This is a genomic window from Micromonospora sp. CA-263727, from assembly GCF_050942455.1.
Classification (GTDB): Bacteria; Actinomycetota; Actinomycetes; order Mycobacteriales; family Micromonosporaceae; genus Micromonospora.
Genome location: NZ_CP192031.1, coordinates 536,768 through 563,557 on the forward strand (window position 1 = coordinate 536,768; position 26,790 = coordinate 563,557).

Consider the following 26,790-nt stretch of genomic DNA (forward strand, 5'->3'; position numbering starts at 1 on the left):
TCACCCGTCCTGTCCGCCGCGAAGCGCGTACAAGCGCGGCCGGCCGTCCCGGTTCGCGCGGAGTGCGGTGTCGGAGTCGACTGGTCCGACTGGCACGATCTCCATGGCCACCATGAACCGTGTCGGCATCGTCGCCGACGCATCCGTTCGTGGCTGTGCTGCCGTCTGGTGGTCCACGAAGCGCCGCAGCCGGGCGAGCGCTCCGCCCGTCTCCAATGCCTCATCGCAGCGAGCCATGACATCCAGGCTGGCCGCACGCTCGGCCTTCTCGATCTTGCCAAGCAGGTCCGGACTCACGTACACCAGCGCCGCGAGCCGTGCCAGCGACAGCCCGCGCTGCTGCCGCCAACAGCGCAGCTCTGCGCCGAGGAAGTGGCGGGCGGACACGTGGGGCCTCAACTCGGCCGGCCGCTGCCCCATCAGGCTCGCCTGCGTCGGTCGGCGAGTGAGTACACCCGCGCCCCAGAGCCGACGGTCGGCGGTAGCGCCAAGTGGTCGTCGGGCATCGTGGTCAGTACGACGCGGACCGGGCCAGAAGATCCACTGTCGAGCGTGATCCTGACTGTCGTGCCCGCCGCGACGCCGAGATGAATAGTGGGCGTCGCGTCCGCGCGCTGGTTCGGTGACGTGATCTCCTGCGCTTGCTCCGTCCTCCGAGCCAGAGAGGGCGCTGCCTTCACGGTCTCGGTCGGTCGTCCCGAGCCGTAGATGACGTGCAGCCCGATCGAGGCATCGTTGTCCACGTCGAAGACCCCGCGTAGCCCTGCCCGGACGTGCGCCACCGGCCAGCGGGACTCCCCGCGATCCAGCTTGCCGACGTACCTGCTGTCAAGATACGTGCGCCGTCCCTGGTGCTCCCAGATCCACGCGTTGACCGCCTCGGCAACCTCCTGCCGCGACATCGCTCGACCCGACCCTGTCGGTGACCGCATGGCAAGTCGTGCGCGTCGTAGCAAGTCGTTCGGGCTGCGTGGAGCCCTCGTCTGAGCGCCCGATGCGCCGTTCACTATCAATACCTCTCGAAATCAGACGGGCGTTGCAAGATCAGGTTGTGCTGGTCTCTGGGTCAGCTTCTGGTCGTGGGGGTCGACCTACTTCCCGGCGACGCCTGGGTGTGCCGGGGCTCGGCCCCCGTCCCGGTCATCTCGTCGCCCCCGCAGTCCGGGGCTGATGTAAACCACGGAGCCGAAGGCGCAGCACTTCCCGGTACTGGAGCGACGCGGCGCACCCCTGAAACGCCTGGTCGGCGGCGTGGCAGAAGGCCGTACTTCATGAACGTGGAGCCAGCCTCTCGGCGGCCGGAGCACGGCTCGACCTCGCCACAGGTCACACACTCACCGGATGGTCGGACCGTTAGGTGGCGTTCAAGTTCTACTTGGGCTCGGCTGACCTCCTCCAGCGCGACGGTCGCCAGGTAGGTCGTGCTCACGACGACCTCGACGGCGGCGCGATGCGCAGCGCACGCATCCGGACGAGTGCCGGGCGAGGGCTGGGGTCGAGCTGCGTGCCGTCTGCCCTCAGCGCTAGACTCTCCACTTCCAGCCACTCGTCGTCATGCAGTCGTACCTGGTCACCGATGCGGGTGACTCGTAGGAAGAGATGCCCGTTCCCGTGCTTGTAGTCCTGGTCGCCGACCTCGATCACGTCGCCTAGCGGGGGCAATGTCATCGGGCTCGCCTGACCTGTTCGCGAGCAACGGCTGTGGATCCGCACTGGGGGCACCATCGGTCCTTGACCTTGAAGGACACCAATCCAGCGACGTAGCCGACCACCAACGCCGCGAGAACACCGAACAGCAGCACCGTCATCACCTCAATCGAGTTGACCTTGACGCGTCGGGGTGAACCCCCTTATCTGGCTCGTTCGTCGTGCATCGAAGTCGCCTTGCGGACGCAACTCCGTCGCTCCCGGTGTTGGCCACCGCTGGCCGTTGCGTCCGCTGCGGGCGACCCCGCATCACAGCCACCTACTATGCTGGCCAGTGTTGCAGCATCGTACGATGCTGGCAAGCATCAGGATGCGGTGGCCCCATAGGTTCGCTGGTTGCGCATGAGGGAGGATCAGAGCATGGCCGGATTCACGCCACCGACGCCTCGGTCTCGCCGTCTCGGCAGGGAACTGCGACGGCTACGCGAGGGACGCAGTCTCACGCAGGGAGACGCAGCCAAGCTGCTCAAGTGCTCGCAGCAGCGGATCGCCCGCATCGAGTCCGGCGACATCAAGCCGCGCCCGCGAGATGTGCTGGAGATCCTCGTCGCCTACGACGTCCCGCACGACGAAGAGCCCGGGCTGGCGCTCCGCAGCATGGCCGAACAACTGCGCGAGCCGGGCTGGTGGCAGCGGCTCAACACGCTGCCGGCCCGATACGCCACGTTCATCGCGTACGAAGCTGAGGCGGTCGAACTCCGTGAGTTCCAGCCGACCCTCATCCCCGGACTCATCCAGACCCGTGCGTACGCCGAATCGGTCATCCGCATCGGTCGGGAGACTGACCAGGAGGAGATCACCCAACGTGTCGAGGCGCGCCTCAAGCGCCAAGAGGTGCTGACGACGCGCCGGCCGCCGCTGCGACTACACGCGATCATCACGGAACAATCGCTGATGCTGGAGGTCAGCGACGCCGACGTGCGGCGCGAGCAACTGGATCATCTCATCAAGGTCTCCGCGCTGCCCAACGTCACCGTGCAGGTCCTGACGCTCGCCGCCGGTGCTCACCTCGCTGTACATGGCGGCTTCGATGTCCTGACGTTCGCGGATGGTGACCCGCCTCTTGGCTACATCGAGACCCTGGCGGGAGAATTGTTCCTGGAGTCGCCCGAGGAGATCCGGCGGCTCACGGGCGTCTTCGATCACCTGCTCTCCCTGACGCTGTCGCCCAGGGAGTCCACCCGATTGATTCAGGAGAAGAAGGATGGACTCGGTTAAGTGGTTCAAGTCCAGCCGATCCGGCAACAACGGTGCGTGCGTGGAGGTCGCCCACCTAGGTAAGGACGCTGTCGGGGTCAGGGACACCAAAGCTCGGGGCGAGGGGCCGATCCTGGAGTTCACGCAGGCGGGGTGGGCTGCGTTCATCGACGGCGCGAAGCACGGCGCGTTCGACTCGACGGACTGATGCTGTTGGGTGCCCAGTCGAGCTGTGCGGGCACCCAACACCGTCGATCCTCGTCTGGGAGCCCGACCCGCCTCTCTGGCAACAGCCACGGCTACTCGCCCCAGTCGCACTGATCGTCGGGTACGCCCGCCGAGCGTGCGTAGGCGACGGCCTCGGCGCGGCCTCGATCGTCGCCCCTGCGATAGGCGAAGGTCTTGTCGGGGAAGACGACAAACTTCTGATCTTCGGTGTGGAAGTCGACGTACCACCCCGGGCTGGACAGGGCTTGCGCGAACTGGTCGGCAAGTCCCATGGGGTCGCTGCGGTCCGAGGTGAAGTCCACGATGGTCCAGGTATCCGGTTGGCCTGGCGCAGGGTCGGGGTTTCGCCAGCGGGAGATCTTGTCGACTCGTAGGTTGAGGCGTTCGAGCGTCACGTCGTGGCGCAGACTCTCAGTGATCAGGACTCCCGCAAGCACGGGTCCAACCGTACGGGAATTCTGGTGATCAGGCCCTGACGGTGCGTGTCAGTGTTGGTCGAGGGTTGCCGACAAACCCTGACACTAACCCTGCCGTCGACACCTTGACCCTGATGAATGCGCCCATCGACGCTTGGAGCATGGATCGTCAGGGTTCTGGCAGGCTTCTGCCTCAGTTCCGCGTCACCGTGAACTCGCGGTGTGGTCGTGCGTGCTTCTTCTGCCGGCCTTCCGGGGAGGCGGTGCTGACCGCGGCGGGCACCGACTTGAACGTCGACCGCCTCGTATCGATCGGTCGTCTGGTCCGTCGCGCGGGGGTGACGGGAGTGAAGCTGACGGGTGGCGACCCGGCACTCTACGACCCGCTGGAGGAAGCGGCCGAGCGGCTGCGCACCGAAGCGGCGTTCGGCGAGGTCGAGGTCATCTCGCGACACCCCCGCATCGGTCCTCGGGCGGACGAACTGGCTCGGGCCGGAGTGACTCAATTCAACATGAGCGTGGATACGCTCGACCCGGAGTTGCACAAGGAAATCACTGGTCAGGGCGATCACGCCGCCGTGCTGGACGCGCTGCGGGCGTGTGTGGCTACGGGTGTGCCAGTCAAGGTCAACATGGTGGTTATGGCCGGCGTCAACGACGACGAGGTGGCGGACCTGGCCGCGTTCTGCGCGCGAGAAGGCGTCGCAACGCTGAAGCTTCTGGACGTCATCCAGGACCTCGACGCGGGAGCGGAGTCGTTCGCGAAGCGGCTCGCGCGTAAGCGCGCGGGGCGGGTGATCCGGGACCTGTATGTGCCGTTGGAGTCGATCACGGCGCAGTTCGCGGAGGACGCCGTGGAGATCTCGACGCGGACGCAGGGCGGGTTGGGGCATCCGATGACCGTCCTGTCGTTCGCCACCGGGTTCGAGGTAGTGGTGAAGGACAGCACTGCCGGTGCCTGGTACGGCTCAGTCTGCGACACCTGCCCGTTGTTCCCATGCCACGACGCGTTGATGGCGCTGCGACTGACGGCCGACCTGCGGTTGCAGTTCTGCCTGTTGCGGGAGGACATCACCGTGCCGTTGGGCGAGCTGTTCGACAGCGACGGCGGCGAACTGGAGTCGACCGTACAACGGGCTCTCGACGTGTATGCGGGGGCGACGTTCCGCGTGGAGGCATCCAAGGTGTCGGTGGCGGAGGTGCTGTCATGACGGTGTTGCTGCCGTCTCCGGCCCGGCGCCGGCTGGTGATCCTGGTCTACCCTCGGGTGGAGCACGAGAAGGACTACCTGTACCACTGGATGCCGTTCTCGCTGTTGACGATCGCGCAACGCCTCCTCGCGGATGGCGATGTCGACGTGGTGATCTTCGACGGCAATCAGCGCACCGGGCAGCAGTGGACCACATTCCTGGACGAGCACCTCGACCGGGCCGTGTGCATCGGGGTCAGCATCATGACCGGTGGTGGCCAGATTCGGCACGCCTTGGAGATGGTGCGGGAGGCGAAGCTCCGATCCGGCTGTCCGCCGGTGGTGTTCGGCGGGCCGCACGTCAACGTGCTCGGGGAGCAGACCGCCACGCACGAGCTGGTGGACATGGCATTGGTTGGTCCTGGACAGCGGTCGATGCCGGAGCTGGTGCGCTGCCTGCTCGGGTCTGGCCGTCTGGAACAGGTCCCCGGGCTACTGATGGCGCGCGGTGGGCATTTGATGAAGGGGCCGGTGAACGCGCCGAAGACGGAGATGATGGCCCGGTACCCGTGGCAGTTGCTCAACGTGCAGGAGTACGTCCGCGACGATCCGACGGTGGCGCCCCGGACGCTGAACTACGTCTCGTCGCAGGGCTGCGTCTACAAGTGCCAGTTCTGCTACGAGCTGACCTATCAGCGGTCGTGGTCTTCGATGCCGGCCGATCCGCTCGTGAACGACATCGCCGAGTTGGTCGAGGCGTACGACCTGAGCGGGATCAAGTTCTACGATGCCGACTTCTTCGTCCAGCCCCGCCGCGCGGTCGACTTCTGCCAGGCACTCACCGAACGGCAGCTCGGGATCGGCTGGGCGGCCTCGATAAACCCGAACGATGTGCTGCGCTCCCGCAAGCAACGGCTTGACTTGCTCGGCGGCATCGCCGGCTCCGGGTGCCGGCGGCTGCTGATGGGGATCGAGTCGGGCTCGGACCGGGTGCTGCGGGAAATCGTCCGTAAGGAGATCACCCGGGAACAGGCGTATGACGTCGCGGCCGACATCGCCGCGCACGGCATCCTCGGCTGCTACACGTTCATCGTCGGGTTCCCCGGCGAGGCCGACGCCGAGGTGGACGAGACGTACGACCTCCTAACCGCAATCAGCCAACTACAGCCACGGCCCGAGACGCGGGTACATCTGTTCGGCCCGTTCCCCGGTACGCCGCTGTTCGATGACGCCCTGCGCTACGGGTTCGAGGCACCGGACACGTTGGAGGGCTGGGCCGATTTCGACTACTACGACTCGCAGACGCCGTGGACGTCGGCGGCGACCGTGGCGCGTGCCCGCGCCCACACTCGCCTGGTCAAACAGCCCGGGGCAGCACGAGCGGAGGTGCCGGCATGAAAGCCGACCAGGCTGTTGAGCACTCGGAGAGAACAATGCGCGGCTTGGTGTTGATGGAGAGCCTGACCGACGGGCAGCTACCCATGCCGATGCCGGCGGTGATGGTGCGCCGCTACCCACACCTGCTCGGCGGCACCCTGCCGGTGCAGATCGCCGAACTCGCCGTGACCCGTCACCGAGTCTTGGCGGTCGCCATGCAGGTAGCCCAGGTGCTGCTGCCGAAGCGGTTCTACGCACATTTCCTCGACGACGAGCGAATGTACGTGGCCTTTCCGAACTGCGTGGTGGTCATCGGCCGCGACGACCCCGCCTCGGCGGACACCGCACGTGCGGTCGGCGCACTGTTCGACATCCCGGAGGTCCAGATGCGGTTCGAGGAGATGTTCGTCAACGACCATCCCGACTCGCCGCGCGCCGAGGCAGCCTGATGGGCAGCGGGCGGAATCTCGCGGTGGTGGTCGGCGGGTCCGGTGCCATCGGCCGGAGCGTGACGGCCGAGCTGCGCACGCGCGGGCTGGGCGTGATCGCCACCCATCACGGGCAGCACCCCGGCGACACCGACGCCGGTACGGGCTGGGTGCCGTTCGACGCGGCCAGCGGCGACGCCAGCGGGCTACGGGCGGCGGTGGACGCTGCCCCTGACCGGCTGGCCGTGGTGGTGTTCACCGTCGGGGTGGCGTCCTCCAAACGGCCGGTGGCGGAGACGCCCATCGAGGAGTTCGCCCGGCTGTTCGCGGTGAACGCGCTCGGCCTGGTCACGGCCTGGCAGGCGCTCGCCGCGCGGGCACGTGCCGGGGCAGCCCGGATCGTGGTGGTCAGCTCGGACACCGTGCGCGTGGCCGGGGCCGGCAACGGCGCGTACACCGCCTCGAAGGCGGGGTTGGAAGCGCTCGCGCTGACCTTGGCCAAGGAGGAGGCCCGCCACGGCGTGCGGGTCAACGTCGTCGCGCCGTCGCTGATCGCCTCCCCGCAGGCCGAGCAGATCCTCGCCATGAAGGGCGTCACCGACGTCGACGCGCACTACGCAGGTCTGCCCGCTGGCCGGGCATTGACGGTGGAGGAAGTAGCGGCAGTGATCGCCGGGTTGGGCTGTGACCCGGCATGGGACTACGCCACCGGCACGGTGGTGCGGCTGATCTTCGACAGCAGCGCCCGGTAGGAGGCGACGATGACGGTCGGATACATGCGCTGGCTGGCCGATCTCGAACGGCCAGACCTCACTGGCGAGCCGGAGAGCGAGGTCTTGGGTATCAGCTTCGTTCCGGACGGGGCGAGACTGCCCGGGTTGGCGCTGCTGGTGCAACGGCTCGCCGCCAGGCTCGGGAACGTGCAGGAACACCCGCTGAGGGTCACGGTCGTCGTGACGGCGGCATTGGAGGCCGCGAGCGCGGTGTACGCCAACGCCAGCCAGGCTGAGACCACGCTGACCGTCGAATTGCGGGAACTGCTCGCCGCCCTTGACTGCCAGTCGCGTCCCTTGTTGGTCCAGACCCTGCCCTACGCCGACCCGGAGTCGGCGCAGGCGGTAGAGGCTGCGAACGCCGCTGTCACCGAGACGACGGCAGCCGCCGGTGCAGTGGTGATACCAGTGCACCAGGCGGCCGACCTCGACGTGCTGACCGCCGGTGAGGACTTCCCGGCGGTGGCCGCGACGCTGGAGGTGCTCGGCCGCCGAGACCGCGTCGGCTACCTGTGGAACCGCCTACTCGACCTGGCCTGGACACACTGGCAGGCACTCGCCCCGCACCTGACACCCGGACCCAAGGTGCTGCTGACCGACCTCGACGGAGTGCTGTGGCCCGGCACGGTGGCCGAGGACGGCCTCCCAGCAGCGTTCACGGCCGGTGGGGTCGTAGGCCAACTCAGCCACCGAGTATGGCGACAGCATCTCGCCGCCCGTCAGCAGCGCGGCGCCCTACTAGCAGGGATCAGCAAGAACGACCCGGCCGAGGCGCAGGCTGCCCTTGCTGGCATCGATCCGGCCGTGCCATTAGCAGAGTTGTGGGCAGCACAGGACATCGACAAGACCGCCGCGACCACGTGGGCGTTGAGCTACTTCGACAACATCTCCGCGCAGCACGCCGTGTTCATCGACGACAACCCCGGCCAGCAGGAGCGCCTCCGCGCCGCATACCCGGCACTGCATGTGCCCGCGGTGGCCGCTACTCCGCTTCTCGTTACCGACCTGTGCCGCCAACTACACCCCGGCAGCGACCAGCCGCCCACGACCTCAGACCTGCAACGCACCCGCTACTACCAGGCCCGCCGCAGCGGCGAACTCGTTCCGGAGATCGTGTGCATCGAAGACCCGACCGACGCGGAGACCCTGCGGCGGCTCGCGCAGTTGCACGCCCGCTCCAACCAGTTCAACATGACCACCCCTCGCCGCACCGCCGACCAGTTGGCCGCCCTGGTCGCCGACCCGGCATGGAGTGTCCTGGCGTTCCAGGTCACCTACCACGGTTCAGACCTCGCCGACGAGATCATCGGCTGCGCCGAGATTACCTACCCGCCAGACGGCCCAGCCCGGCTGGACTCGTTCCTGGCAAGCTGCCGCCTGCTTTGGGCGGGAGCCCAGCGGCGCATGTTCGGCCAGGCCCAAGCCGTCGTACGCGGCCGAGGCATCAAGGAGTTGACCGCCAGATGGCAGCCCAACGGCCGCAACGAAACCTACGCCCAGTGGTACGCCCACCAGGAGTGGGCCGAGCCAGAACCGGACGGGGCCGGATGGTTGTTCACCGGCACCACCGTCACCCGAGACGGCGAGAGTCCTGATGACCTTCTGGAAGTGATGGCGCGCTACCTCAACGCCGCCCTACGACCGGCAGACCCGACGCCGACGCAAACCCGTCTTCGGGATAGCGACGGCGCTACCGAGGTGCTCATCCCGGGTGGCCCGGCCACCCTCGGACTCCGCGCGGAGGACCGCGCCGTGGTCCGGTCCGTGTTCGGGCTCGACCCCGTCGGGGAGGAAGCGCGACCGGTCGACCTCACGCCGTTCTGGATGGACCAGCATCTCGTCAGCCGCGATATGTTCGCCACCTTTCTCCGCACGACCGATCGAGCGGAACAGGCCGCGGCTGTCGAAGCGACGGCCGAGCAGTACGTCCTCGGACCGGTCGGGGATGTGCAGCCGGCGTTCGGAACGGGGCAACTCCCGGCGATCGTGCCCTGGGTCTGGGCGCAGCGCTACGCGCTGTGGGCCGGCGGCCGGCTGCCCAGCGAGGACGAATGGGAGTTCGCCGCTCGCGGCACCGATGGCCGTTGGTTCCCCTGGGGCTCTGCCATGCCCGCGCCGCCGCGTTGCTTGGCCAGAGGTTCGACCCTTCATACGATTACCGCCAATGGTTGGGGGGCATCGCCGTTCGGAGTCGACGACATGACCGGCCACGTGTGGCAGTGGTGCTCCGACAGCTACCGCGACCACCCGCAGTACCGAGGCGGCGACACCCGCGCCAACACCTACTTCCTGCGCACCACCGTGCGCCCCCTGGAATCCGCCGAGCACTGCGGACACCTTGTGGGCTTCCGAGTTGTCCGCGACGCCGGACCAGACGATCAACCAGAAAGGTAGGGGCGATGCCCACCACGATTCGGCCTCCAGCCGCGCCACCCGGTTCCACCGTGGCAGTGGTCGCTGCCTCGTCCCCGGTGAGCAGCGACGACCTTGATCGGCTTGTCGGCTACCTGCGCGGACGCGGTTACGAGGTGCGCACCTACCCGAGCTGCCGGGCCACTACCGGGTACCTCGCCGGCCCGGCCGAGCAGCGCGCCGCCGACCTCAACGCCGCCTTCACCGACCCGGACGTGCGGCTCATCGTGCCCGCCACCGGCGGCAAGGGCGCAGCGCAACTACTGCCCCTGCTCGACTACGACGCCATCGCCGCCAACCCCACCATCCTGACCGGCATGTCCGACCCCTCCATCCTGCTCAACGCCATCCACGCCCGCACCGGCCTGCTCACCCTGCACGGCCCCTCCGGCTACGACTTCTTCCAACGCCCCGTGCACGACGAAACCGCCACCGCCTTCTTCGATGCCATCACCAGCGGCTTCACCGGCCGGGAAGTTCCCGGCAAGGATTGGAGGATCGTGCGCGGCGCGGGCACCACCGTGCGAGGCCCGGTCATCGGCGGACACCTCGGCACCATCCGCGCGCTCGTCGGGACCGACTACCTACCCGACCTCGACGGCGCCATCCTGATCCTCGAAGACGTCTTCGTGGGCTGGGTGGACATCGACGCGGCCCTCACCCACCTGAGGTTGGCTGGCGTGTTCGACCGGATCGCCGCGCTCGTCGTCGGTGTGCCCGTGGACACCAGCCAGGGGGACGCGCCCGACCAGACCTGGGACGACCTGATCGTGCGCTGCGCCGGCGGAGCCTTCCCGGTGATCACCAACGTCGAGTTCGGGCACACCCCGCGCAAGATCCAGCTGCCGATCGGCGGCGTGATCGAGCTACACCTCGACGACAACAGCCCGGTCCTGCGGTACCGCGACGACCTGATCGAGGCCCGATGAGCAGCCACGACCTTGTCCTCGACCTGGACACCCACGTTGATTTCACCTACGCGCTGGAGACCTACCTGATCTATCCGTGGGTCCGCGACGGCGACGAGTTGGTCCGCCCGCTACGAATCGGACCCAAGGACGCCCACCACGCCGTCGCCCGGATCAGGCAGAGCGCACCAAACCAGCTCACCGCCCGGGTCACCGTGGACGACGCCATACCCGATGAAGTCGACCAGGTCCGCGCCGCGCTGGTGCGCTGCCTGCAACTCGACTACCCGTACGAGCAGATCGTTGCCCTCGCCTCCGGCGATCCGGTCCTGCAAGCCGCCGTCAACCACCGCGGCCTCGGTCGCGGCAAGCTCTACCCCGACGTGTTCGAGGCGCTGTGCGGGGTGGTGTGCGCCAAGCGCACGAACTTCAACCGGATCTACGCCATGATGGGAAACCTCGCCGCCGCCTTCGGCGAGCCCAGCGGGGAGACGGTGGCCGGCGAACCCGTGTATGTGTTCCCGACACCGCCGATGATGGCCCGCGCCACCGACGAAGAACTCCGCGCCTGCAAGGTCGGGTTCCGGGCGAAAGACCTCGCCAACGTGGCCGGCTACCTCACCGAGGTCGGCTACACCTGGGCCGACTGGCGCAGCCGCCCACCGGCTGAGGTGATCACCGACCTGCTCGGCATCAAGGGCGTCGGCCCCTACACCGCCAACCTCACCACAAACCTCGTCTACGGCAGCGGCGGCACTGCCCACGTCGACACCTACGTCATCGACGTCATCGGCCGGCTCTACCTGGACAACCCCACCCCCACCCCGGAAGAGGTCGCCACTTTCATCGACCAACGCTGGGGACAGCTCGGCGAACACGTCCTCGACTTCCTCACCACCGACACCGAACAGTGGGTCAGCACCATCGGCAAGACCGTGGGGGTGCGCTCCGGTGCCCGGTCCTGACACCCGTATCCGCGTCGCGATCGACGCCCGCTACTGGTGCGGCAGCTTCCAGACTGGAGTTGAACGCTACATCCTGCTCTTGCTCGAAGCCCTCGGCACCGTGTACGAGCACGTCACTACCGCCGTCGTGGTCCGCGAGAGCGAGCGGGCCGCGTTCCCCGCCGACGCGTACCCCCACGTCCAGGTGCTCACCGTCAGCACCCGCCACGCCCACGCCCTGACCCGAGCGCTACGCGGCTTCGAGCCTGACCTCGTGCACTACCCGTTCGACCTACCCCGCCGGTTCGACCACCCCGCCGTCTACACACTGCACGACCCAGGCCGCTACCTGTACCCCGAGCTGATGGTCAAACGCATCCGCGACCAGGACAACGATCGGCTGCGCGACCAGCTCCACCACCCGCACCTCCGGGCGATCATCACCGTCTCGGACTCCAGCCGCGCCGACATCGTCCACGTCTTCGGCGAACCCGCGCAGCCGCTGACCGTCGTCCCGAACTTCATCGACAGTCGATTCGCCGCCCAACTCCACCACGCCCGCACCACGGCCCGACCACCAGCACAGCCGTTCCTACTCGCCGTCGGCGTCTACATCCCCACCAAGAACATCCCCCGCCTGGTCCGCGCCTTCCGACTCGCTCGCCAAGCCGCACCCGACGCCATGCCCCCACAACTGAAACTCGTCGGCCGCCTCGGCTGGGAACGCGGTTTGCCCATCAACGGTGCGCCCGACATTGCCGTCCTCGGCCACATTGACAACCGAGTCCTAGCGCAGCACTTCGCCACCTGCACCGCGTTTCTCTGGCCCTCGTTCTACGAAGGCTTCGGACTGCCCGTCCACGAGGCGCTGGCCGCAGGCGCACCCGTATTGGCAGCCGACACCCCGGTCAACCACGAGATCGCCGGTGACCTGGTCACCTACACCGACCCATACGACGACGACCAGATGGCAAAGGCCATCGTTACCCGCTGCCAGCAACCCGCGCCCCCGGCACAGACCGTCGCCGACCACCTCGCCCGCTACACCGCCGCGACCGCGGGCACGGCCCTTCTCGACACCTACCGCCGCGCGGTCGCTCGATGATCTAGCCACGCCGCCGCGTAACCCTGACAATGGTGACAGTCGCCAGGTCAGGAGCAATCGTGGTCAACCAGCGCTATGCCCGCCACATCGGCATCGTGCAGCAACTACGGTCAAAGAGTTGGGTCTCGGCCACCGCGCTCGCCACCCGCTTCGACGTCAGCGTCCGCACCATCTACCGCGACATCGAAGAACTCAACACCGCCGGACTGCCCATCGAGTCCATCGCCGGCCGCGAAGGCGGCTACCGGCTCAGCGCCGAAAGCCCAGTCGACCCGCTGATCATGGACGCGGACGACGTACTGCGCCTCTACGTGCTTGGCCTCATCGACAACGGAGACGAAGCCATCACCGACCCCGGCCTCCTCCAAGCTGGCGGGGTCAGCGCCTACGCCCGAGACACGCTCCGCAAGATCGGCCAACGCATCTACTTCGACACCCGAGACTGGTACTGGCAAGACGAAGGTTCCGGCCACGTTCCCGCCATCCGCTACGCACTGCTCACCAGCACCGCCATCGAGATCACCGTCCGCGTCAAACGCTCCCAGGCGGCCGAAACGATGACGGTCAAGCCCTACGGGCTGGTCTGGAAGGGGGGCGAATGGTGGCTCGTCGCCGCTCCTACCCGAGGCGAACCTCGCCGCTACCGTCTCAACCTCATCGACCGACTCAACCGTACTGACCTGACCTTCGCTCACCCCGGCGACGCCTTCAACCTGCGTGACTGGTGGACCCAAGCCCTCGAAGACTACGGACGCGGCTCCACCCGGGTTGCGCTACGCATTCACGCCAGCGCCCGAGACGAGATGCTGCGGCTCGGGCTCAAGCCCGACTCGGAGGTCCACCACGAACCAGACGGAACGGTGCGGATCATCCTGTACGTGGACAACTGGCAATGGCTCGTCCCGCTCGTCGCCAGCTTCGGTGCCGACGTCGCCGCTGAGGAACCCGCAGAACTTCGCCGAGCGCTCCGTCACCACTACGAAAGAGCGCTAGCCGCCTATCGTGAACACGAGAGCCTAACCAGCAGCGATCCGAGCTACCTCCACGACGACAGCCGGCTACGCGCAACCCGAGGCCGCAATCCACGCAGCTCGCGGTAGCGGCGACGCCACAGGGTGGGATGTCCCGGCAGTCTTCTGCGACATCATCACCAACGCCAACGATCTCGTTGGCGCGGTTCGGTCGAGCGTCGTTGGCGCTGATCCGTTGCCCGCACGCCGCTGGCGGTCGCACTGGGCTGACTGTGAGCCCTCGACCCGTCCGCCGGATACAGGGTCACCTGCTGCGTCCAAGGCCACGAGGCTGGCCGCGCGTAACCCCAACTGCGACTGCAGTGCCTGCGACGTCGGTAGCCGTGGAATGTTGGCCGTGTCTTTACGGCACGAACCCGACTGAGCAGGCCAACGCTTTACTGCTCCGGCCGGGAACGAATAACGTTGGGGTCGATCATCAGCGTCGCCGTGTCCACGTTACTATGACACGGCCAGCGAAGGGGGAAGGGTGGTAGGGCAGGACGACCCCCGGGACGGTCCAAGTCTGGCGTGTCGTACCGAGCCGTGGCCGCCGGCGCAAGTCCAGCTCAAGCCCGAAGCCGTTGATAACCCGCGCCAATATTCGGCGTCGGTGGTCAGCCCATTGCGATATCCCGGTGCCAAACGCCAGCTCGTGCCGATCATCGAGCGCATCATTGCTAGCAATGTGCCACCCCCCCGGCTGTTCGTGGAACCCTTCTGCGGTGGAGCTACGACGGCGTTGCGACTGGCAGGCACCGGCGTCGTTGAGCACGTTGTGCTCGCGGACGCTGATCCGCTTGTAGCGGCTTTCTGGCACGTGGCTGCATTCGATACAACATGGTTGATCGACGCAATGCATGAAATGCCGGTGACTGTCGAGCGATGGAAGTGGTGGCGAAATTGCAATTCGACCACAGCTCGCGATCTGGCACTAAAGTGCCTGTTTCTGAATAGAACTACATTCTCTGGCATCCTGCATGGTTGGGCTGGTCCGATCGGCGGCCTGAATCAAAACGCCGAAACCAAGTATAAAATTGACTGTCGATTCAACAAGGAGGCGCTCGCGCGGCGAATAGAGGCCGTCGGGCAACTGGCGAACACTGGGCGCCTACTTGACGTATGGAGCCACGACTGGGATGCCAGTTTGAATCTTGTCTCTCGCAGGTACGGCGGATTGGTGGGACGGGAAGAGACGGTCGTGTACTTCGATCCGCCATATGTCGATAAGGCGCGATACCTATATCAGTGGTCGTTTCAAGATGATCAGCATAGGGCCCTTGCGCGGGTACTTTCCGGCGAGACCTCGTTCCGGTGGTTGTTGTCCTACGATGACAACGCACTCGCGCGTGCACTGTATCCCCCAGCCGAGGGCCGTCATGTGCTGCACGCAATGCACCGGTATACCGCAGCGGGACTCAGGGCAGACGACAAGAAGGGCAAACGGCAACGAACCGTCCGTGCCGAGTTGCTCGTGACCAACTTTCCAGATGTCCCAGAGTCGGACGACTATCACAACGTCGGTGACGGCACATGCAGCTCGTGCGAGAAGGTCAACTCGACGGACACGAGCGGGAGCTGAACGAGGGGTTCCGTCCTCGGGCGACAGAAGGCATGATGGTTGATCGTGTCGATGATCTCACTGACTGTCGTTGCTGATCTCATGAGGCTCAACGCTGTCTCGCCCCAGCGACCGCGTTGAGTAGTTGAGCTGCTCAGCACCGGAGGTAAACGTCAGCCTGGGCCAGGCGTCAAGGTTCTGTGCAGTGTCGGTGCTGGCGCGGCCCATCACGGACCGGTAGATGGCAGAGCCTTCTTGTCGTATCTCCCTGCTACCTCTATCTACACAGCGCCCGACCTGCACCGGGCGCAACACGAAGGAGGAGTCGCGTGACCACGTTGTCCGGCATCGCTGGGGCCGCTTCGGCCGGCGGAAATCCGTTGACCTGGCTGCTCGATGGTGCCAGCCGTCTGGGCGGCATCTATCACCTCGGCTATGACCGTGCGATCGTGATCACCGATGACCTTGTCAAGCGTGACGCGGGTGGGGTGCCCCGTAATGGGTTCCTGCTGGCGGCGGCGACGGTGCCCACAAAGGAGACCAACGCGCCGCTGGATGAGGAGGAAGTCATCCTTCTGCGGGTGCGTAGCACCGCAGCGCTGCCGAATGAGGCGGAGTTGGTCGCGACCCGACTGGCGGCGATGCGTGACGCCGACATCCGTGACCAGCGACCCGCTGACGTCATGGACAACCTCACCTCCAGTCAGACGCAGCTCTCGGCGTTCGAGTGTGATGTGCTGGGCACCTTCTACTCCGATACCGTCGCCCGCCGGCCATTCATCCAATGGGGCGCTGACATCGACAACGTCTACGCGGGCGCCCGATACTTCGTGTACCTGCCCTCGGCCGAGGTGTTGTCGTTCGTGGCCTCCTACCCCGAGCGGACTGAGCAGGAGATCGCCGAGTCGACCACTCCAAGCCTGATCGAGTTGGGCACCGTGCGGTTCGCCTCGACCCGCCGTCGGGCGACGGCGGCGAAGATGGATGCCGTGCCGGCGAAGGTTCGAGTCACGGATTTCATCTCGCGCAAGACCGCCGTGCTCGGTATGACGCGCGTGGGTAAGTCCAACACCAACAAGACGATCTGTACGGCTGTGTTCGAGCATGCCGCTCGTACGAATGTCAAGATCGGACAGTTGATTTTCGATCCGCAGGGCGAGTACGCCAACGTCAACGATCAAGATAAGACCGGCCTGAGACTGCTCGGTACGGGGAGCGACCTGGTGCACATCTACAAGATGCGCCCGGACGCGAACACTGGGCAGGAGTTCCCGCTGGCCGTCAATTTCTTCGACACCGACGAGCTGCCTATGGTATGGGAGTTCGTGCAGAACTCTTTGGCCGACGTGACCACTGCCTACGCCAACGCGTTCAAGACCGCGGCCATCTTCGACCCGGACCGCGCCGACTTCCCCAGCGGCCCGGCCGGCGACAAGGAGTTCTACGACGAGCTGGGTAAAACGCAGCGTGCCCGGTTGGCGTTCTACGCTCTGTTGTCCAAGGCCGACTTTCCGCCGCCACCGCGCGGGTTTTCCCTGTTGTTCAAGATAAACAAGCCGCTGCGGCAGGCATTCGAGCAGGTCCGCCCCCAGCACATCCGAGTCGTCAACGAGCGTCAGGGGTTGTGCGCGGTCGACTCACCGGTCGCCGCGAAGCGGCTGATGGACTGGCTGTCAGCGCGGATCGATGAGGTGGTGACAGGGCGGGTGCCTGCCCAATACGCCTCGCTCGACCTCCAGTCGTGGCAAAACTGCGATGCGTTCATGAACATCCTGACCGTGTACGACGCGAAGGTGGGCAGCGTCGTACTCAATAAGATCCGTCTGCTGACGGACTTCCATGACCCGACTAGCACCGGTGACCTTGCTGACCGGGTGTGGGCGGACCTGAAGGAAGGCCGGATGGTCATCATCGACCTGTCGATCGGGTCGGACCAGGTCATTAAAATGCTCTCCGAGCGCCTGGTGGTCCGGCTGATCGACAAGGCGAACGACCGGTTCCGTAGCAACCAACCCGCCGTGCCCATCCAAATCGTCGTCGAAGAGGCACACAACCTGTTCGACCGAGATAAGTCGGGCAAGTCGAAGGTGCAGGACGACCCATGGGTACGGCTCGCCAAGGAGGCCGCCAAGTACGAGATGGGGCTCGTCTACGCCACCCAGGAAGTCACCAGCATCGACAAGCGGATCTTGTCGAACACGTCGAATTGGGTTGTCGCTCACCTGAACTCGGACAACGAAACGCGGGAACTGGCCCACTACTATGACTTCGGGGTCTTCGCGGACGGCCTGCGCAAGGCCGAGGACAAAGGCTATGCCCGGGTGAAGACGTTCTCCGGCAAGTACATCGTGCCGGTGCAGATCGCCAAGTTCGACCACGACATGATCAATCGGGCGCGGACGGCAGCCGGTCTCCCGGCTATCTCGGTCGAGGATTGAGGGCAACGAGAAGATGTCGTACGACCAGGAACGTGCTTCCCGTATAGGCCACGTCTCCACTGTTCTAAGCCCGGCCGTGGCTGAAGCGATGAAGCGTTGGATTACCCCTTCAGTCAGCGTCGAGGAACCAACGCAGATCACCAGCCGGCTCGTCCCGCTGGACGAGGTTCCCCGCGACCAACGCCCCGACCCGTCGTTCACCATCGCCTTCGACGGCTCCAATCAGGAGGTCGAGGCCCGCGCGGGGTTCCCGTCGGTGCGGGTGGGCTTCCTGCAGATCGCGGGCGTATACGTCGATATTCTGCGCTTCCTCAATGCCAACCGTAGCGGCCTGGTCGACGCCCGGGAACTCGAACGCGCCCAAATCACCCAGACAGTTAACGCTGTACTGCCGGGCTCGAATGTGACGATCAAGGGGTTCACCGGCAAAGAGTCCTGGCGTGCGGAGTTCGACCGGGCACTACACGAATCCGGCGTCAACGACTTCGGCGCGAAGTTCACCCTTGCTGACGCACTGATGACCATCCACGGCGCCCCGGGCAGTCCGGCGTCTCACGCCGAACTCGCTAAATGTCCCAGCTGCGAGAAGGTCAGCTCTCTAGTGCAGACTGTCACACTTGACGGCGGGCGCTGCAACCAATCTGGCTGCGGCGAGACACTGCATTTAGCCGATGTGCTTCGCGTGTACGAGGAATTCAGCGACGAAGGGGAGAACCTCGGCCCTCTGAACCGCGCGATGAACATCGCCGAACGGCTCCTGCTCATCGCATATATCGATGGCTTCTACCGCGCGGATCCTAGTAGGCTCTCTCAGGGCATGTTCATCACCGACGGGCCCCTGGCCCTCTATGGCCCGATGGCTCCGATGAAGTCAAAGTTCCTGTCCTATTGGGAGCAGCTATGCAATGATCTCGACCGCCGCGACATTGCGGCACCGCTGCTTGTTGGCATCGAGAAGACGGGCCGCTTCGTAGACCACGCTCGCGCCATCCAGGAGCACATCAAGCCGGGCCATGTGATGATCCTCGACACTCCGTACGTCAACCAGTACATCATCAACCAAAAACCCGATCATTTCTACGGGCAGGACGAGTTCTACGGACGCCGGTTCTTCTACCGCACCACCACGGGGGAGGTTCTTGTCGTCACCGTGCCGCGGCTACCGAGTGGCAGACCTTATGAGAAGCCGCAGAAGAATCGGGACGGCACCTTTGTTTCTGGGCCAGAAGAGCAACTGGCCTCCTACCCGACGCTGCGTGCCACGCTTGAGGCACTCGACCTTCTACAGACTCGCCTTTACCCCAACGCCGTCATCCCCGTCGCGCTGGCACACTCGGCGTCCTCGCTGCCGCTAGGGACCGGTCGCAGCGTTCTGACTCTTCTTGCCCAGCAAGCGCTCAACATGCCGCGCGACACGATCAGCCTCAGCAGGTTCAAACCACCGCGATACGGTCAGAGGTAGGCGGAGGGATCCTTTCCGGCGCCGCCTACTTCTCGCTTGCGGCTTACCCGTGCCCTGACGCTGCCTCACCAGCCACGCCGTGCCTGGTGAGGCGGCAACTCCTCCTGCAACACGTACGCAAACCGGCTCCGAAGATCGGCTAGGTCGATCTGTCGTCCCGCCATCCGCTCGATCAACTCTGCTAGCGGCCAGGCACTGAGATAGCCGAACCGCACTGCGAACAAACCGACTGTGTCGATGCCGTACTGGTCGGAGTAGTCCATCAGCGCGTACCCAAGCAACTGGTCGAGATCAGTACGGCCCAGCGACGCCGCCCGCGTGCCGTCCGCCCGAGGCTTACCTCCCTGGCCCGCCTTGAAATCAACCAGCATCCCCCCTGCGATGAGATCCGCGTCCGCGTTGAGATCGGCGCTGCCGTCAAACGTCATCCCCGTAGCGATCGGGCCGGCTGGCAACGCGGGCAGCAGTCGCTCAGCCGCTAGGTCACGCATCTGGATCAGATCGGCTACTTCGGCATCGTTGGCGAGCCCCAATAGGTCAGCCGCGCTACTGCGTGCGTCCAGGGCCATCAGCCGGGAGTGCTCCACGGCCGCTGCGCGGTAAAGCTCGACCAGGAGTGCAAGGGCGTAACAAACCCGCGCCCACCACTCGTCATCGCGATCCCCAAAGTCGGACGGCCGCATCCGAAGTTCAACGCCTCCTTCATGCGTACGACGCGGCGACTCACCGGCGGCCAACTCGCCCAGCAGCTCCTGCCCAGCCCGTAGGCAGGGGGCACGCCTTGACAACAGCCCTACCAGGGGAAGCGCGATCGACGGCATCGGATCAACTTGCATTCGCAACCAGAAGTCGATCGCTGCGCCCTGCGTTCCGGGAGCCACCCCGGCCGGCATCAATACCTGCTGCGGCCCCGCAGCGCTGCGGAACTCCGCCTGGATTTCCTTGTGATAGGGGAAGGTGGCGCTCAGCCACGCAGCCACAGGACTCTGCCGGTCCTTGACCTCATACGTCAACGCAGACATACCGGCACGCTACCGAAGGCCACCGACAAGAATTGAGAGGCGACCTCCGGCCCAGGAGCGTCAATTGGTGTCGCGAGCGCGTGCGATCGATGTCGTGAGGACGTACGCCCGGCGACCAAAACGCCGGATCGGCTCCGCCAGGCCCGCCGCGGACCGCCGTCAACCACGAAGGCGAGACTTCTCTCCGAGACCGCAGCCGGCCAGGATCAGCGGAAGGGCACGGGCAACGCGTCGCCGGGCCGAAGAACGACAATGCCGTCGAACTCCACGAAACCGTCGGGCTCCAGACCATCAGGCAACCTGAACAACCGTGCTTCCAGACCCCCTACAAGCTCACCAGTGCGTGTCGTCGGGATCGGTCCACGATCCCGCTCGGCGAGCGCAAACGAGGCTCGGTGACCGAACAGCCCAACCAACCCGGCTGGCACGAACTCGTCACCGGGCATAAGTACCTCCCGACGCCGTACGCCGGGCTCGATCTGCGTTACGTGGATGACACTCTTCGGCGACAGCGACCTACCCGCCGCCACCGGCAACTCCATCCGTTCCGCCGCCGTAATCCACCGGCACCGATGCTCGGCATCAGGCCGCTGCTCGAACCAGGCCGCATCCGCAACCATGAGCGCATCCAACGACGTCGCCATGGGGCAAGTTGGCTCATGGACAAGCCTGCCGCCCGACGGACGCTTGCCACAGTCCGGACATTTAGGACCAGCAGGGTGTCCGCTGCGACGTCGACTTGCAGGCATGGGTGATCAGACTCCTCGCCCTGTCAGGCCGCCTCAAGGCGGTCTCTGAATACCATACCGATCGATGTCATACTGGGTGGCCGTGAAGGGGCCAAGGCGCTATGGCGGACGACGAGCACCGCGCCGCCCTGACGCCGAAGTCCGGTGATCAACTCCGGGTGTTACCGAGGATCAAAGTGCGTGTCCGTCTTCGTACTAGCGTACGAGAGTCCGCGATCGTCCCGGGTCGGAGGCTGGTACCACAAGCCTGCATAAGGGGGCAAAAACGCGCAGCGAACATTGCGTATCGACCTGGAGGATGACCGTGATGGAGCAACGCCAGGCGGCAGAACTGACTTGGGTATTGCGCCCGGCTTCAACGCGACCTGAGCGTGTCCAAGCCTTGACCGGCACGCCAGTGCACGGAATCGGGCCGGTCTCGCCCGACGGAGAAACGGAGGTCGTCCAGGGCGACTGCACTCGTCTGCGCACAACACCAGCTGAGATCGTCGCCGAATAGCGTCCGGACCAGTAAGACGGAATCTGCGGCTCTGCCGAGGTTATCCACAGGGCGTCCCATCGGCTGTGGATTCTACGATTCTCGACAGGTCGTCGAGGTCACTCCCTCGCATCGCCGGCCACGGCTACGGGCAGGTGGGGTGAAGCGAGCAGCAGCGCCATCGACAGGTGGCGGCCCGCCCGCGATGTCGCAGACGGGCCGTCGACCTTTGCCCTCAGTGCCGGCCTCGGTGCCCGGCTTCCACTCGCACGAGGCCCCGGCACATCGCAGCGATGTCTATTGTGCGAAGTTAAGGTTGATGTATGCGACCTCGAATGGCGGTGGCGAAAGCGACTATCTGCTCGACCGTTCCTCGCTCTGCTATGCGTCGGAGCGCATATCCTAGGGCTTGATCGTGGAAGCCTTGTTTGCTCACCCATTCGATAATCTGGTCGAGGTCTATCGGAAGTTTCTCGTCCTGCATGTTGCCGCTTACTCGACCCTGCAATTGGCCCAGTGACCGGCCGGTGCGTCCGCGATCACGTGGCGTCGTAGCCAGCGATGGCTCCTTATTGTTTGCCAAGTTTGGATCGACGATTTGGCTGCGCCGGGCCGGCCAGTTGCCCTCCGGCAATTTGCGAATCTCCTGTCGCCTTTTCACGAGAAACGATGGACCGAAATCACTCGTAACCCATTGCCAAACACCATCTTTGCCTTCAACGGGATCGATTCCGTAGATGGGTTTGACCCAGCCGATTCCGCCGATCGCCACCTGGCCCCCCGCCAGTCCAACCGCTTCGAGTTGACTCCGCGGCGGCGACCAATGCAAAAGATCTGGGTAACTGAATGTCTCGGTAGGGCCATTCGTAGCAATCGTAGTGAGCCGAATTGCTTCCTCACGCATGTAGGCCGAATCTAACAGTGGCCCCGGCATCGTTGCCTCATCTGAAACACCGACAATCGCCGCCGCCATTGTGGCGATCGTGTCGGTGTCCGTTTTAAGTGCACCGGCTGCGAGTAGGCTGACGGCTGCCGGATCCGATGGGAGAGCGGCGGCTAGCACGAGTGCCGCGACTGCCGTGGTTGTACCGCTGCCTCGCTGCGCTCGATCCGTAAGCTTCAGGGCTGCAATGAGACCCTCGTACATACTTTCGGGGCTGTCTGTCGTTTCGGCAACTTGCCGAGCCGTGACGAGTAGCTCACGACATTCATCAACTGTGACATGCCATGTTTCGGCAAATAAGCGACCAGTAGCCTTCTCCCATGATGGACGCCACACTGAAGCCAGTTGATGATTTCCGTCGATTAGCTCGACAGCTTTGTCGACGACGTTGAGTAGTTCGGGCAAATCTTTGAGCTTTGGTGCGACCCCAGAATCAATCGCAACGCCTAGTGCAACGGCGTGCAAGACAGCGCCGACCAATGCGCGAGGGTGGCCGTGGGTTGTCGTTCCGTTGACGATGACATCGAGGAGGTGCGGTCCGAGGCTGGCAGGGCTCTGAGCAGACCAGATATGCGGTTGAATACGCATGGCGACGCCATTGCCGCCAGCATCGTGCCATCCCTCAAAGAAATTGCCGAACCATGGGATATTGGGCTTTGCCAGGTTGGCCGCCGCTGCCTTGCTCGCACGTCCGCCGCCCAGCGCATAGGCTGGCCACACCGGGAGTTCTACACGTGCAAATGCCTCTACATCGAACCCGTGGCCCGAGATCGCCCTCGCCGTGGCCAGGCGTAGCTGAGTGTCATCTGAATAGCATCCGGCGGGAAGAGTGACCCCTACGCCGAATCGTCCTCCCACGCGGCGCACCCATTCCACAGGCTCCACGAGCGGACGACCGCCGAGCCGCCGGCTGAGGCCATTTTCATCCGTGAGTTCCGAGATGAAGCCGACAGCGTCGGCCCAAGCTGCCCACAACATTGAGGAAATGGTGCGCTGCCGGCGCTTCGTCACACTTTGAGTCTCGTTCACTGGAATACCTCCGGCCTCACTGTGACTGGCACTCGCGGCACATGCGGGAAGATCCCAAAGAGCCCGTGCACGTGATCCACATTCTCGCCGTCACGTACGTATATGGCCGTCAGTTTGCTGATCGATAATTCGCCGGGATACAGTACCTCCGCCTGAGGGTCGGTGGTCCACTCCAGCGGCATTCCCTGGTATCGGATCTTCTTTGAACCATAATATCCCCATTCGACCGACCGCGCAAAAAGCTTGCGCAGCGCGGGCGCCCCCATGCCGCGTTCAACGCAATTATGATATGTATTGTTCGTGGTGGTGAAATGGACTCTAGGGTCGGCCAAAATGGAGCGATCGAACGCCAGTACGGCCCACCAGGTCTCGCCATCGTTGTGCCAGCTACTTGCGGAAATGCCGAGCATTCGCCCGTTCACGCGGCTTATGGACAGATTGACGTAATCGGTCCAGTCGGCATCCTTTAGGCGGTCGGTGCAGTTTGGTGTGTAGATGTGCTCAATGTAATGATCCGCGTCTAGCCGATCACGTGACCGGACCGCGCCGGTTGCGAAGATCCCGAGCAGGCCGTTACCGGTTGTGAAGTGCAGTACCTCGGTGATCCCTCGTTCGGCGACGTATGCCGTGATCTCGTCAGTTCTGGCCGGTCCGCTGCTCACAAGGTCACCAGCTCGTAGGTATCGGGCTTGAGTAGACCGAGGACCGTGGAGGGGTCGTCCGATTTGTAGCCGATGATGACAGATTTCCGTGCCCGGCCCACGGCCATCGCGATGAGGCGGCGGAGTCGGTCGAGCTGGGCGTCTCCGTCGCCGCCACCATGCGGTGTGACCTCTTGGTTGAGGCCCGGCATGATGACATGGTCGAACTCCAGGCCCTTGGCCGAGTGGATCGTGCAAAGTGCCACCTGCTCTGGGCCTGTCGGCCATGTGCTTGCCCGAGTCAACTCCGTCCATGGAATCCCAGCCGCCTTGAGCCGTGATCGCAGGTAGTCAAACCATCGTCCGCCACGGGGCTGGAGAAACACGACCGACTCGCTGGTCAAGTCCACGGTGTTCAAGAGCCTGGCCAAGACGTAGTCGACCTGACGGCTGTACTGGCCCGACACCACCACGGGCAGGGGTCCGTCAGACTCGCATGCTTCAAAGTCAGGAAGTGTGCCGTCATCCTCAAGCGGAAGCCCTTCGACGAGGGGCCGGGCAAAGGCGGCGATCTGCTTGGTGTTGCGGTAGTTGCGCTTGAGCGGGTGGATCTTGGCGAACGAGTCGATCCCGGCTTCCTTCCACGTGAAAAACCGTGGATAGATTCGCTGCGCCGCGTCGATCACGAACGTGGCCGAGAAGGGATCGTTGAGGTGCTGTAGCACCGTGCGGATCTGGTTGGCCGAGAAGTCTTGGGCCTCGTCGATGATGACAACGTCCCACGGGGGTACATCGTCGACCCGCCCAGCCGCGACGGCGATATCGTTCCAGTCCATCAACCCCTTCTGCTTCTTCAGGCCGATGTACGGGAGGATCACCTCGTCCAACAGCCGTCGCCGCAGCCCTTGGTCCACCCGAGGGGTGGCACCGCGCCCACCACGCCGGGCCGGCAGGTAGGCTTCAAGGTCATCCAGCTCGAACCGGCCCAAGACGTACTCAACCTCCTCAATAAAGAAGTCGGTGTCTCCGGCCAAGGGCCTGACCAGGGGCCGCAACAGCCTCGCCGAGTCGTCTCGGTCCAGAATCTCGGCGCCACCCAAAAGGTCCACGGCCCACTTGCCGAAGGTCAACACCTGCAGTTCGAGCCCGACGTGACCAATGACCTGAGCCCGAGCAAGCTCGCTGATGTATCCCTCAAGAGTTCGGTTGTAGGTCAGTACCAGCACCCGAACCGGGGCTTCCAGGCCGAGTCGGGTGCGGCGTGACGACCAAGACTCGCACAAGATCCGAAGACGATAGAGAGCCGTCGTTGTCTTTCCGCTCCCAGCGGCACCGCGGATGAGGACATACCCCGGCTTGGTGTCCCCGAGGATGGTCAACTGTTCGGGGGTAGGGGAGATGGGCGGAAGGATCCGCATGGCCGCCTCCTGGCGGGTCGGGGCTCGGTGTGCCGAGCTCACATGTCGGCCATCCTACTCCTCCGATGGTCCCGGCAGATGACCTGAACGCCAGGGTGCTCGCGCAGCCAGTCGGCGAGGGTGTCGGCGGTGCGGTCGGGCAGCACGTCGATCGGCCGGTGTGTGTGCATGTCGAGCAGCACGGTGGCGTACCGGTGTCCACGACGGCGGGCGAAATCGTCCACACCCTGCACCGGCGGCGGGTCGGCATACGCCGGATCATCCGGATCAACCGTCATCTGCGACCGTATGACGGGCATACTGTCGAGTCAAACCGGGCACCTGCTCGACGAACGTCCGCCGCCGGCACCCGCTGTTGCCGCAGGTGAACCGTCAACGCGGCAACGGGTCAACGGTGCCCCCGTCTACCCCCCGAAAACCCCTGCTAAGGGGCGACTAGCGGTGACGAGCGTCGACAAGCTGGCGATTGCGTCTGTGCAGGTCAATGACGGGTTCTGGCGGTCAATGACAAGCCCAGTACCGTGACGTTCGGTTAGCGTAGGTCGACGGTTCGATTCCGTCAGGCGGCTCGGAGTGAAGCCCTGACCAGCACAAACGCTGGCCAGGGCTTCACGTTTTTCGATATCCTGCCGCGAGTCGAGGCGGGGCCACCGTTCGGAACCGGCGTCGGTCCTCGTCCACCGCTGGCGGAGGAAGCCCCTGCCCCTGAGGCGGACGATCGTGCCGCAGGTGGTGGGCGTCGGGCGTTCGGCGGCAAGATCCAGGTCCTCCCGGGTTCACCCCGTTTGTCGCCGCCAGTCTCATGATCAACAGGAAATTTCTTGCATGGGGGTAAATGGATCGGGGCGCTGATGCGTAAACCCCCTGTGGAACGAGAACGGAAGGACTTCGCGGACTTCTATCAGCGCTTCCGGGACAACTGCCTGCGTGCCGTACTAGCTGTTACGGGCGATCGCGCGCTGGCCGAGGATCTGGTCGCTGAGGCGTTCGCGCGAGCCTGGGCCTCCTGGCCGCGGGTGAGCCAGCATCCGGCACCGGCGGCGTGGGTGGTGCGCACCGCCCTCAATATCCGGGTGTCCTGGTGGCGGCGACGCCGGCGGGAGGTGGCCCTCGACGGCCACGAGCGGGCGGCCCTCGTCGAGGACGACCTCGACAGGAACGACGCCCTGCTGGCCGTCGTCCGCCGGCTGCCGCGGCGGCAGCGCGAGGTGGTCGTGTTACGTATCTGGCTCGACCTGGACACCAGGTCCGTGGCTGCGGTGTTGGGCATCTCCGCGCAAACCGTAGCCGTCCATCTGTCCCGTGCCACCGCAACCCTGCGGGCGCAGCTCGCGCCCGCAGCCTGTTAGGAGATT

Annotated in this window: 24 protein-coding genes and 2 pseudogenes; 15 read left to right on the top strand and 11 right to left on the bottom strand. The window is 65.0% G+C overall.

Going from position 1 to position 26,790, the window contains the following annotated elements; all coding sequences use genetic code 11:
* The 3 genes from ACQPYA_RS02475 to ACQPYA_RS02485 all read right to left on the bottom strand — a co-directional run bounded on the left by ACQPYA_RS02475 (position 1) and on the right by ACQPYA_RS02485 (position 1,644).
* Positions 1-387, bottom strand: coding sequence for a helix-turn-helix domain-containing protein (locus tag ACQPYA_RS02475; RefSeq protein WP_433531011.1), 387 nt, complete (start codon positions 385-387; stop codon positions 1-3).
* A gap of 32 nt (positions 388-419) precedes the next feature.
* Positions 420-902: a hypothetical protein gene (locus ACQPYA_RS02480; RefSeq protein ID WP_433531012.1), complete on the bottom strand. Its 483-nt coding sequence runs from the start codon at positions 900-902 to the stop codon at positions 420-422.
* Positions 903-1,425: 523 nt separating this feature from the next.
* Positions 1,426-1,644: a hypothetical protein gene (locus ACQPYA_RS02485; protein WP_433531013.1), complete on the bottom strand. Its 219-nt coding sequence runs from the start codon at positions 1,642-1,644 to the stop codon at positions 1,426-1,428.
* Between the two features lie 423 nt (positions 1,645-2,067).
* Here ACQPYA_RS02485 and ACQPYA_RS02490 point away from each other — a divergent pair, with 423 nt between their 5' ends.
* Positions 2,068-2,925 carry a helix-turn-helix domain-containing protein gene (locus ACQPYA_RS02490; protein ID WP_433531014.1) on the top strand — a complete coding sequence of 286 codons (858 nt, stop codon included), beginning with the start codon at positions 2,068-2,070 and terminating at the stop codon, positions 2,923-2,925.
* Positions 2,912-3,112, top strand: coding sequence for a DUF397 domain-containing protein (locus tag ACQPYA_RS02495; RefSeq protein ID WP_433531015.1), 201 nt, complete (start codon positions 2,912-2,914; stop codon positions 3,110-3,112). Before ACQPYA_RS02490 ends, ACQPYA_RS02495 begins: the two co-directional genes overlap by 14 nt.
* 91 nt (positions 3,113-3,203) lie before the next feature.
* Here ACQPYA_RS02495 and ACQPYA_RS02500 read toward each other — a convergent pair whose 3' ends face one another.
* Positions 3,204-3,569, bottom strand: a complete 366-nt coding sequence (locus ACQPYA_RS02500) for a hypothetical protein (RefSeq protein ID WP_433531016.1) — start codon at positions 3,567-3,569, stop codon at positions 3,204-3,206.
* 113 nt (positions 3,570-3,682) lie between these two features.
* Here ACQPYA_RS02500 and ACQPYA_RS02505 point away from each other — a divergent pair, with 113 nt between their 5' ends.
* The 12 genes from ACQPYA_RS02505 to ACQPYA_RS02560 all read left to right on the top strand — a co-directional run bounded on the left by ACQPYA_RS02505 (position 3,683) and on the right by ACQPYA_RS02560 (position 19,155).
* Positions 3,683-4,759, top strand: a complete 1,077-nt coding sequence (locus tag ACQPYA_RS02505; RefSeq protein WP_433531017.1) for a radical SAM protein — start codon at positions 3,683-3,685, stop codon at positions 4,757-4,759.
* Entirely contained in the window at positions 4,756-6,135 is a 1,380-nt protein-coding gene (locus ACQPYA_RS02510) for a B12-binding domain-containing radical SAM protein (protein WP_433531018.1), read from the top strand. Before ACQPYA_RS02505 ends, ACQPYA_RS02510 begins: the two co-directional genes overlap by 4 nt.
* 44 nt (positions 6,136-6,179) lie before the next feature.
* Entirely contained in the window at positions 6,180-6,563 is a 384-nt protein-coding gene (locus ACQPYA_RS02515) for a hypothetical protein (protein WP_433531019.1), read from the top strand.
* On the top strand, positions 6,563-7,294 hold the full coding sequence (locus tag ACQPYA_RS02520) for an SDR family NAD(P)-dependent oxidoreductase (protein WP_433531020.1): 732 nt from the start codon (positions 6,563-6,565) through the stop codon (positions 7,292-7,294). Before ACQPYA_RS02515 ends, ACQPYA_RS02520 begins: the two co-directional genes overlap by 1 nt.
* A gap of 9 nt (positions 7,295-7,303) precedes the next feature.
* Positions 7,304-9,709 (top strand): SUMF1/EgtB/PvdO family nonheme iron enzyme, encoded by a 2,406-nt coding sequence (locus ACQPYA_RS02525; RefSeq protein WP_433531021.1) that lies wholly within the window; start codon positions 7,304-7,306, stop codon positions 9,707-9,709.
* Positions 9,710-9,759: 50 nt separating this feature from the next.
* Complete coding sequence (locus tag ACQPYA_RS02530) at positions 9,760-10,656, top strand: S66 peptidase family protein (protein WP_433531022.1); 897 nt, start codon at positions 9,760-9,762, stop codon at positions 10,654-10,656.
* Entirely contained in the window at positions 10,653-11,600 is a 948-nt protein-coding gene (locus ACQPYA_RS02535; protein ID WP_433531023.1) for a DNA-3-methyladenine glycosylase family protein, read from the top strand. The genes ACQPYA_RS02530 and ACQPYA_RS02535 overlap by 4 nt, the downstream gene beginning before the upstream one ends.
* On the top strand, positions 11,587-12,684 hold the full coding sequence (locus ACQPYA_RS02540) for a glycosyltransferase family 4 protein (RefSeq protein WP_433531024.1): 1,098 nt from the start codon (positions 11,587-11,589) through the stop codon (positions 12,682-12,684). Before ACQPYA_RS02535 ends, ACQPYA_RS02540 begins: the two co-directional genes overlap by 14 nt.
* A 59-nt stretch (positions 12,685-12,743) precedes the next feature.
* Positions 12,744-13,784: a helix-turn-helix transcriptional regulator gene (locus ACQPYA_RS02545; RefSeq protein ID WP_433531025.1), complete on the top strand. Its 1,041-nt coding sequence runs from the start codon at positions 12,744-12,746 to the stop codon at positions 13,782-13,784.
* Between the two features lie 400 nt (positions 13,785-14,184).
* Positions 14,185-15,276 (top strand): DNA adenine methylase, encoded by a 1,092-nt coding sequence (locus tag ACQPYA_RS02550; RefSeq protein ID WP_433531026.1) that lies wholly within the window; start codon positions 14,185-14,187, stop codon positions 15,274-15,276.
* A gap of 308 nt (positions 15,277-15,584) precedes the next feature.
* On the top strand, positions 15,585-17,693 hold the full coding sequence (locus ACQPYA_RS02555) for an ATP-binding protein (protein WP_433531027.1): 2,109 nt from the start codon (positions 15,585-15,587) through the stop codon (positions 17,691-17,693).
* A gap of 76 nt (positions 17,694-17,769) precedes the next feature.
* On the top strand, positions 17,770-19,155 hold the full coding sequence (locus ACQPYA_RS02560; RefSeq protein ID WP_433531028.1) for a hypothetical protein: 1,386 nt from the start codon (positions 17,770-17,772) through the stop codon (positions 19,153-19,155).
* 65 nt (positions 19,156-19,220) lie between these two features.
* On the opposite strand, the gene ACQPYA_RS02565 is transcribed toward ACQPYA_RS02560, so the two are convergent.
* The 7 genes and pseudogenes from ACQPYA_RS02565 to ACQPYA_RS02595 all read right to left on the bottom strand — a co-directional run.
* Entirely contained in the window at positions 19,221-20,177 is a 957-nt protein-coding gene (locus ACQPYA_RS02565) for a hypothetical protein (protein WP_433531029.1), read from the bottom strand.
* 206 nt (positions 20,178-20,383) lie between these two features.
* Positions 20,384-20,821 carry a hypothetical protein gene (locus ACQPYA_RS02570; RefSeq protein WP_433531030.1) on the bottom strand — a complete coding sequence of 146 codons (438 nt, stop codon included), beginning with the start codon at positions 20,819-20,821 and terminating at the stop codon, positions 20,384-20,386.
* A gap of 893 nt (positions 20,822-21,714) precedes the next feature.
* Complete coding sequence (locus tag ACQPYA_RS02575) at positions 21,715-23,376, bottom strand: ADP-ribosylglycohydrolase family protein (protein ID WP_433531031.1); 1,662 nt, start codon at positions 23,374-23,376, stop codon at positions 21,715-21,717.
* A complete protein-coding gene (locus ACQPYA_RS02580; RefSeq protein WP_433531032.1) occupies positions 23,373-24,038 on the bottom strand; it encodes a DarT ssDNA thymidine ADP-ribosyltransferase family protein in 666 nt (221 codons plus the stop codon). Before ACQPYA_RS02580 ends, ACQPYA_RS02575 begins: the two co-directional genes overlap by 4 nt.
* Positions 24,035-25,435: a 3'-5' exonuclease gene (locus ACQPYA_RS02585; RefSeq protein WP_433531033.1), complete on the bottom strand. Its 1,401-nt coding sequence runs from the start codon at positions 25,433-25,435 to the stop codon at positions 24,035-24,037. Before ACQPYA_RS02585 ends, ACQPYA_RS02580 begins: the two co-directional genes overlap by 4 nt.
* Positions 25,436-25,491: 56 nt before the next feature.
* Positions 25,492-25,674 (bottom strand): annotated as a pseudogene (locus tag ACQPYA_RS02590) (transposase); the annotation flags it as partial.
* Positions 25,675-26,059: 385 nt separating this feature from the next.
* Positions 26,060-26,205: pseudogene (locus tag ACQPYA_RS02595) on the bottom strand (site-specific integrase); the annotation flags it as partial.
* An 81-nt stretch (positions 26,206-26,286) separates the two neighbouring features.
* On the opposite strand from ACQPYA_RS02595, the gene ACQPYA_RS02600 reads away from it, so the two are divergent.
* On the top strand, positions 26,287-26,784 hold the full coding sequence (locus ACQPYA_RS02600) for a sigma-70 family RNA polymerase sigma factor (protein ID WP_433531034.1): 498 nt from the start codon (positions 26,287-26,289) through the stop codon (positions 26,782-26,784).
* Positions 26,785-26,790 lie beyond the last annotated feature (6 nt).

What these genes read in the sequence shown, in the direction of transcription:
- ACQPYA_RS02480 (WP_433531012.1), bottom strand. Translation starts at nt 902, where the DNA reads ATGTCGCGGCAGGAGGTTGCCGAGGCGGTCAACGCGTGGATCTGGGAG.
- ACQPYA_RS02490 (WP_433531014.1), top strand. Translation starts at nt 2,068, where the DNA reads ATGGCCGGATTCACGCCACCGACGCCTCGGTCTCGCCGTCTCGGCAGG.
- ACQPYA_RS02495 (WP_433531015.1), top strand. Translation starts at nt 2,912, where the DNA reads ATGGACTCGGTTAAGTGGTTCAAGTCCAGCCGATCCGGCAACAACGGT.
- ACQPYA_RS02505 (WP_433531017.1), top strand. Translation starts at nt 3,683, where the DNA reads ATGAATGCGCCCATCGACGCTTGGAGCATGGATCGTCAGGGTTCTGGC.
- ACQPYA_RS02510 (WP_433531018.1), top strand. Translation starts at nt 4,756, where the DNA reads ATGACGGTGTTGCTGCCGTCTCCGGCCCGGCGCCGGCTGGTGATCCTG.
- ACQPYA_RS02520 (WP_433531020.1), top strand. Translation starts at nt 6,563, where the DNA reads ATGGGCAGCGGGCGGAATCTCGCGGTGGTGGTCGGCGGGTCCGGTGCC.
- ACQPYA_RS02525 (WP_433531021.1), top strand. Translation starts at nt 7,304, where the DNA reads ATGACGGTCGGATACATGCGCTGGCTGGCCGATCTCGAACGGCCAGAC.
- ACQPYA_RS02535 (WP_433531023.1), top strand. Translation starts at nt 10,653, where the DNA reads ATGAGCAGCCACGACCTTGTCCTCGACCTGGACACCCACGTTGATTTC.
- ACQPYA_RS02565 (WP_433531029.1), bottom strand. Translation starts at nt 20,177, where the DNA reads ATGTCTGCGTTGACGTATGAGGTCAAGGACCGGCAGAGTCCTGTGGCT.
- ACQPYA_RS02570 (WP_433531030.1), bottom strand. Translation starts at nt 20,821, where the DNA reads ATGGCGACGTCGTTGGATGCGCTCATGGTTGCGGATGCGGCCTGGTTC.
- ACQPYA_RS02585 (WP_433531033.1), bottom strand. Translation starts at nt 25,435, where the DNA reads ATGCGGATCCTTCCGCCCATCTCCCCTACCCCCGAACAGTTGACCATC.
- ACQPYA_RS02600 (WP_433531034.1), top strand. Translation starts at nt 26,287, where the DNA reads ATGCGTAAACCCCCTGTGGAACGAGAACGGAAGGACTTCGCGGACTTC.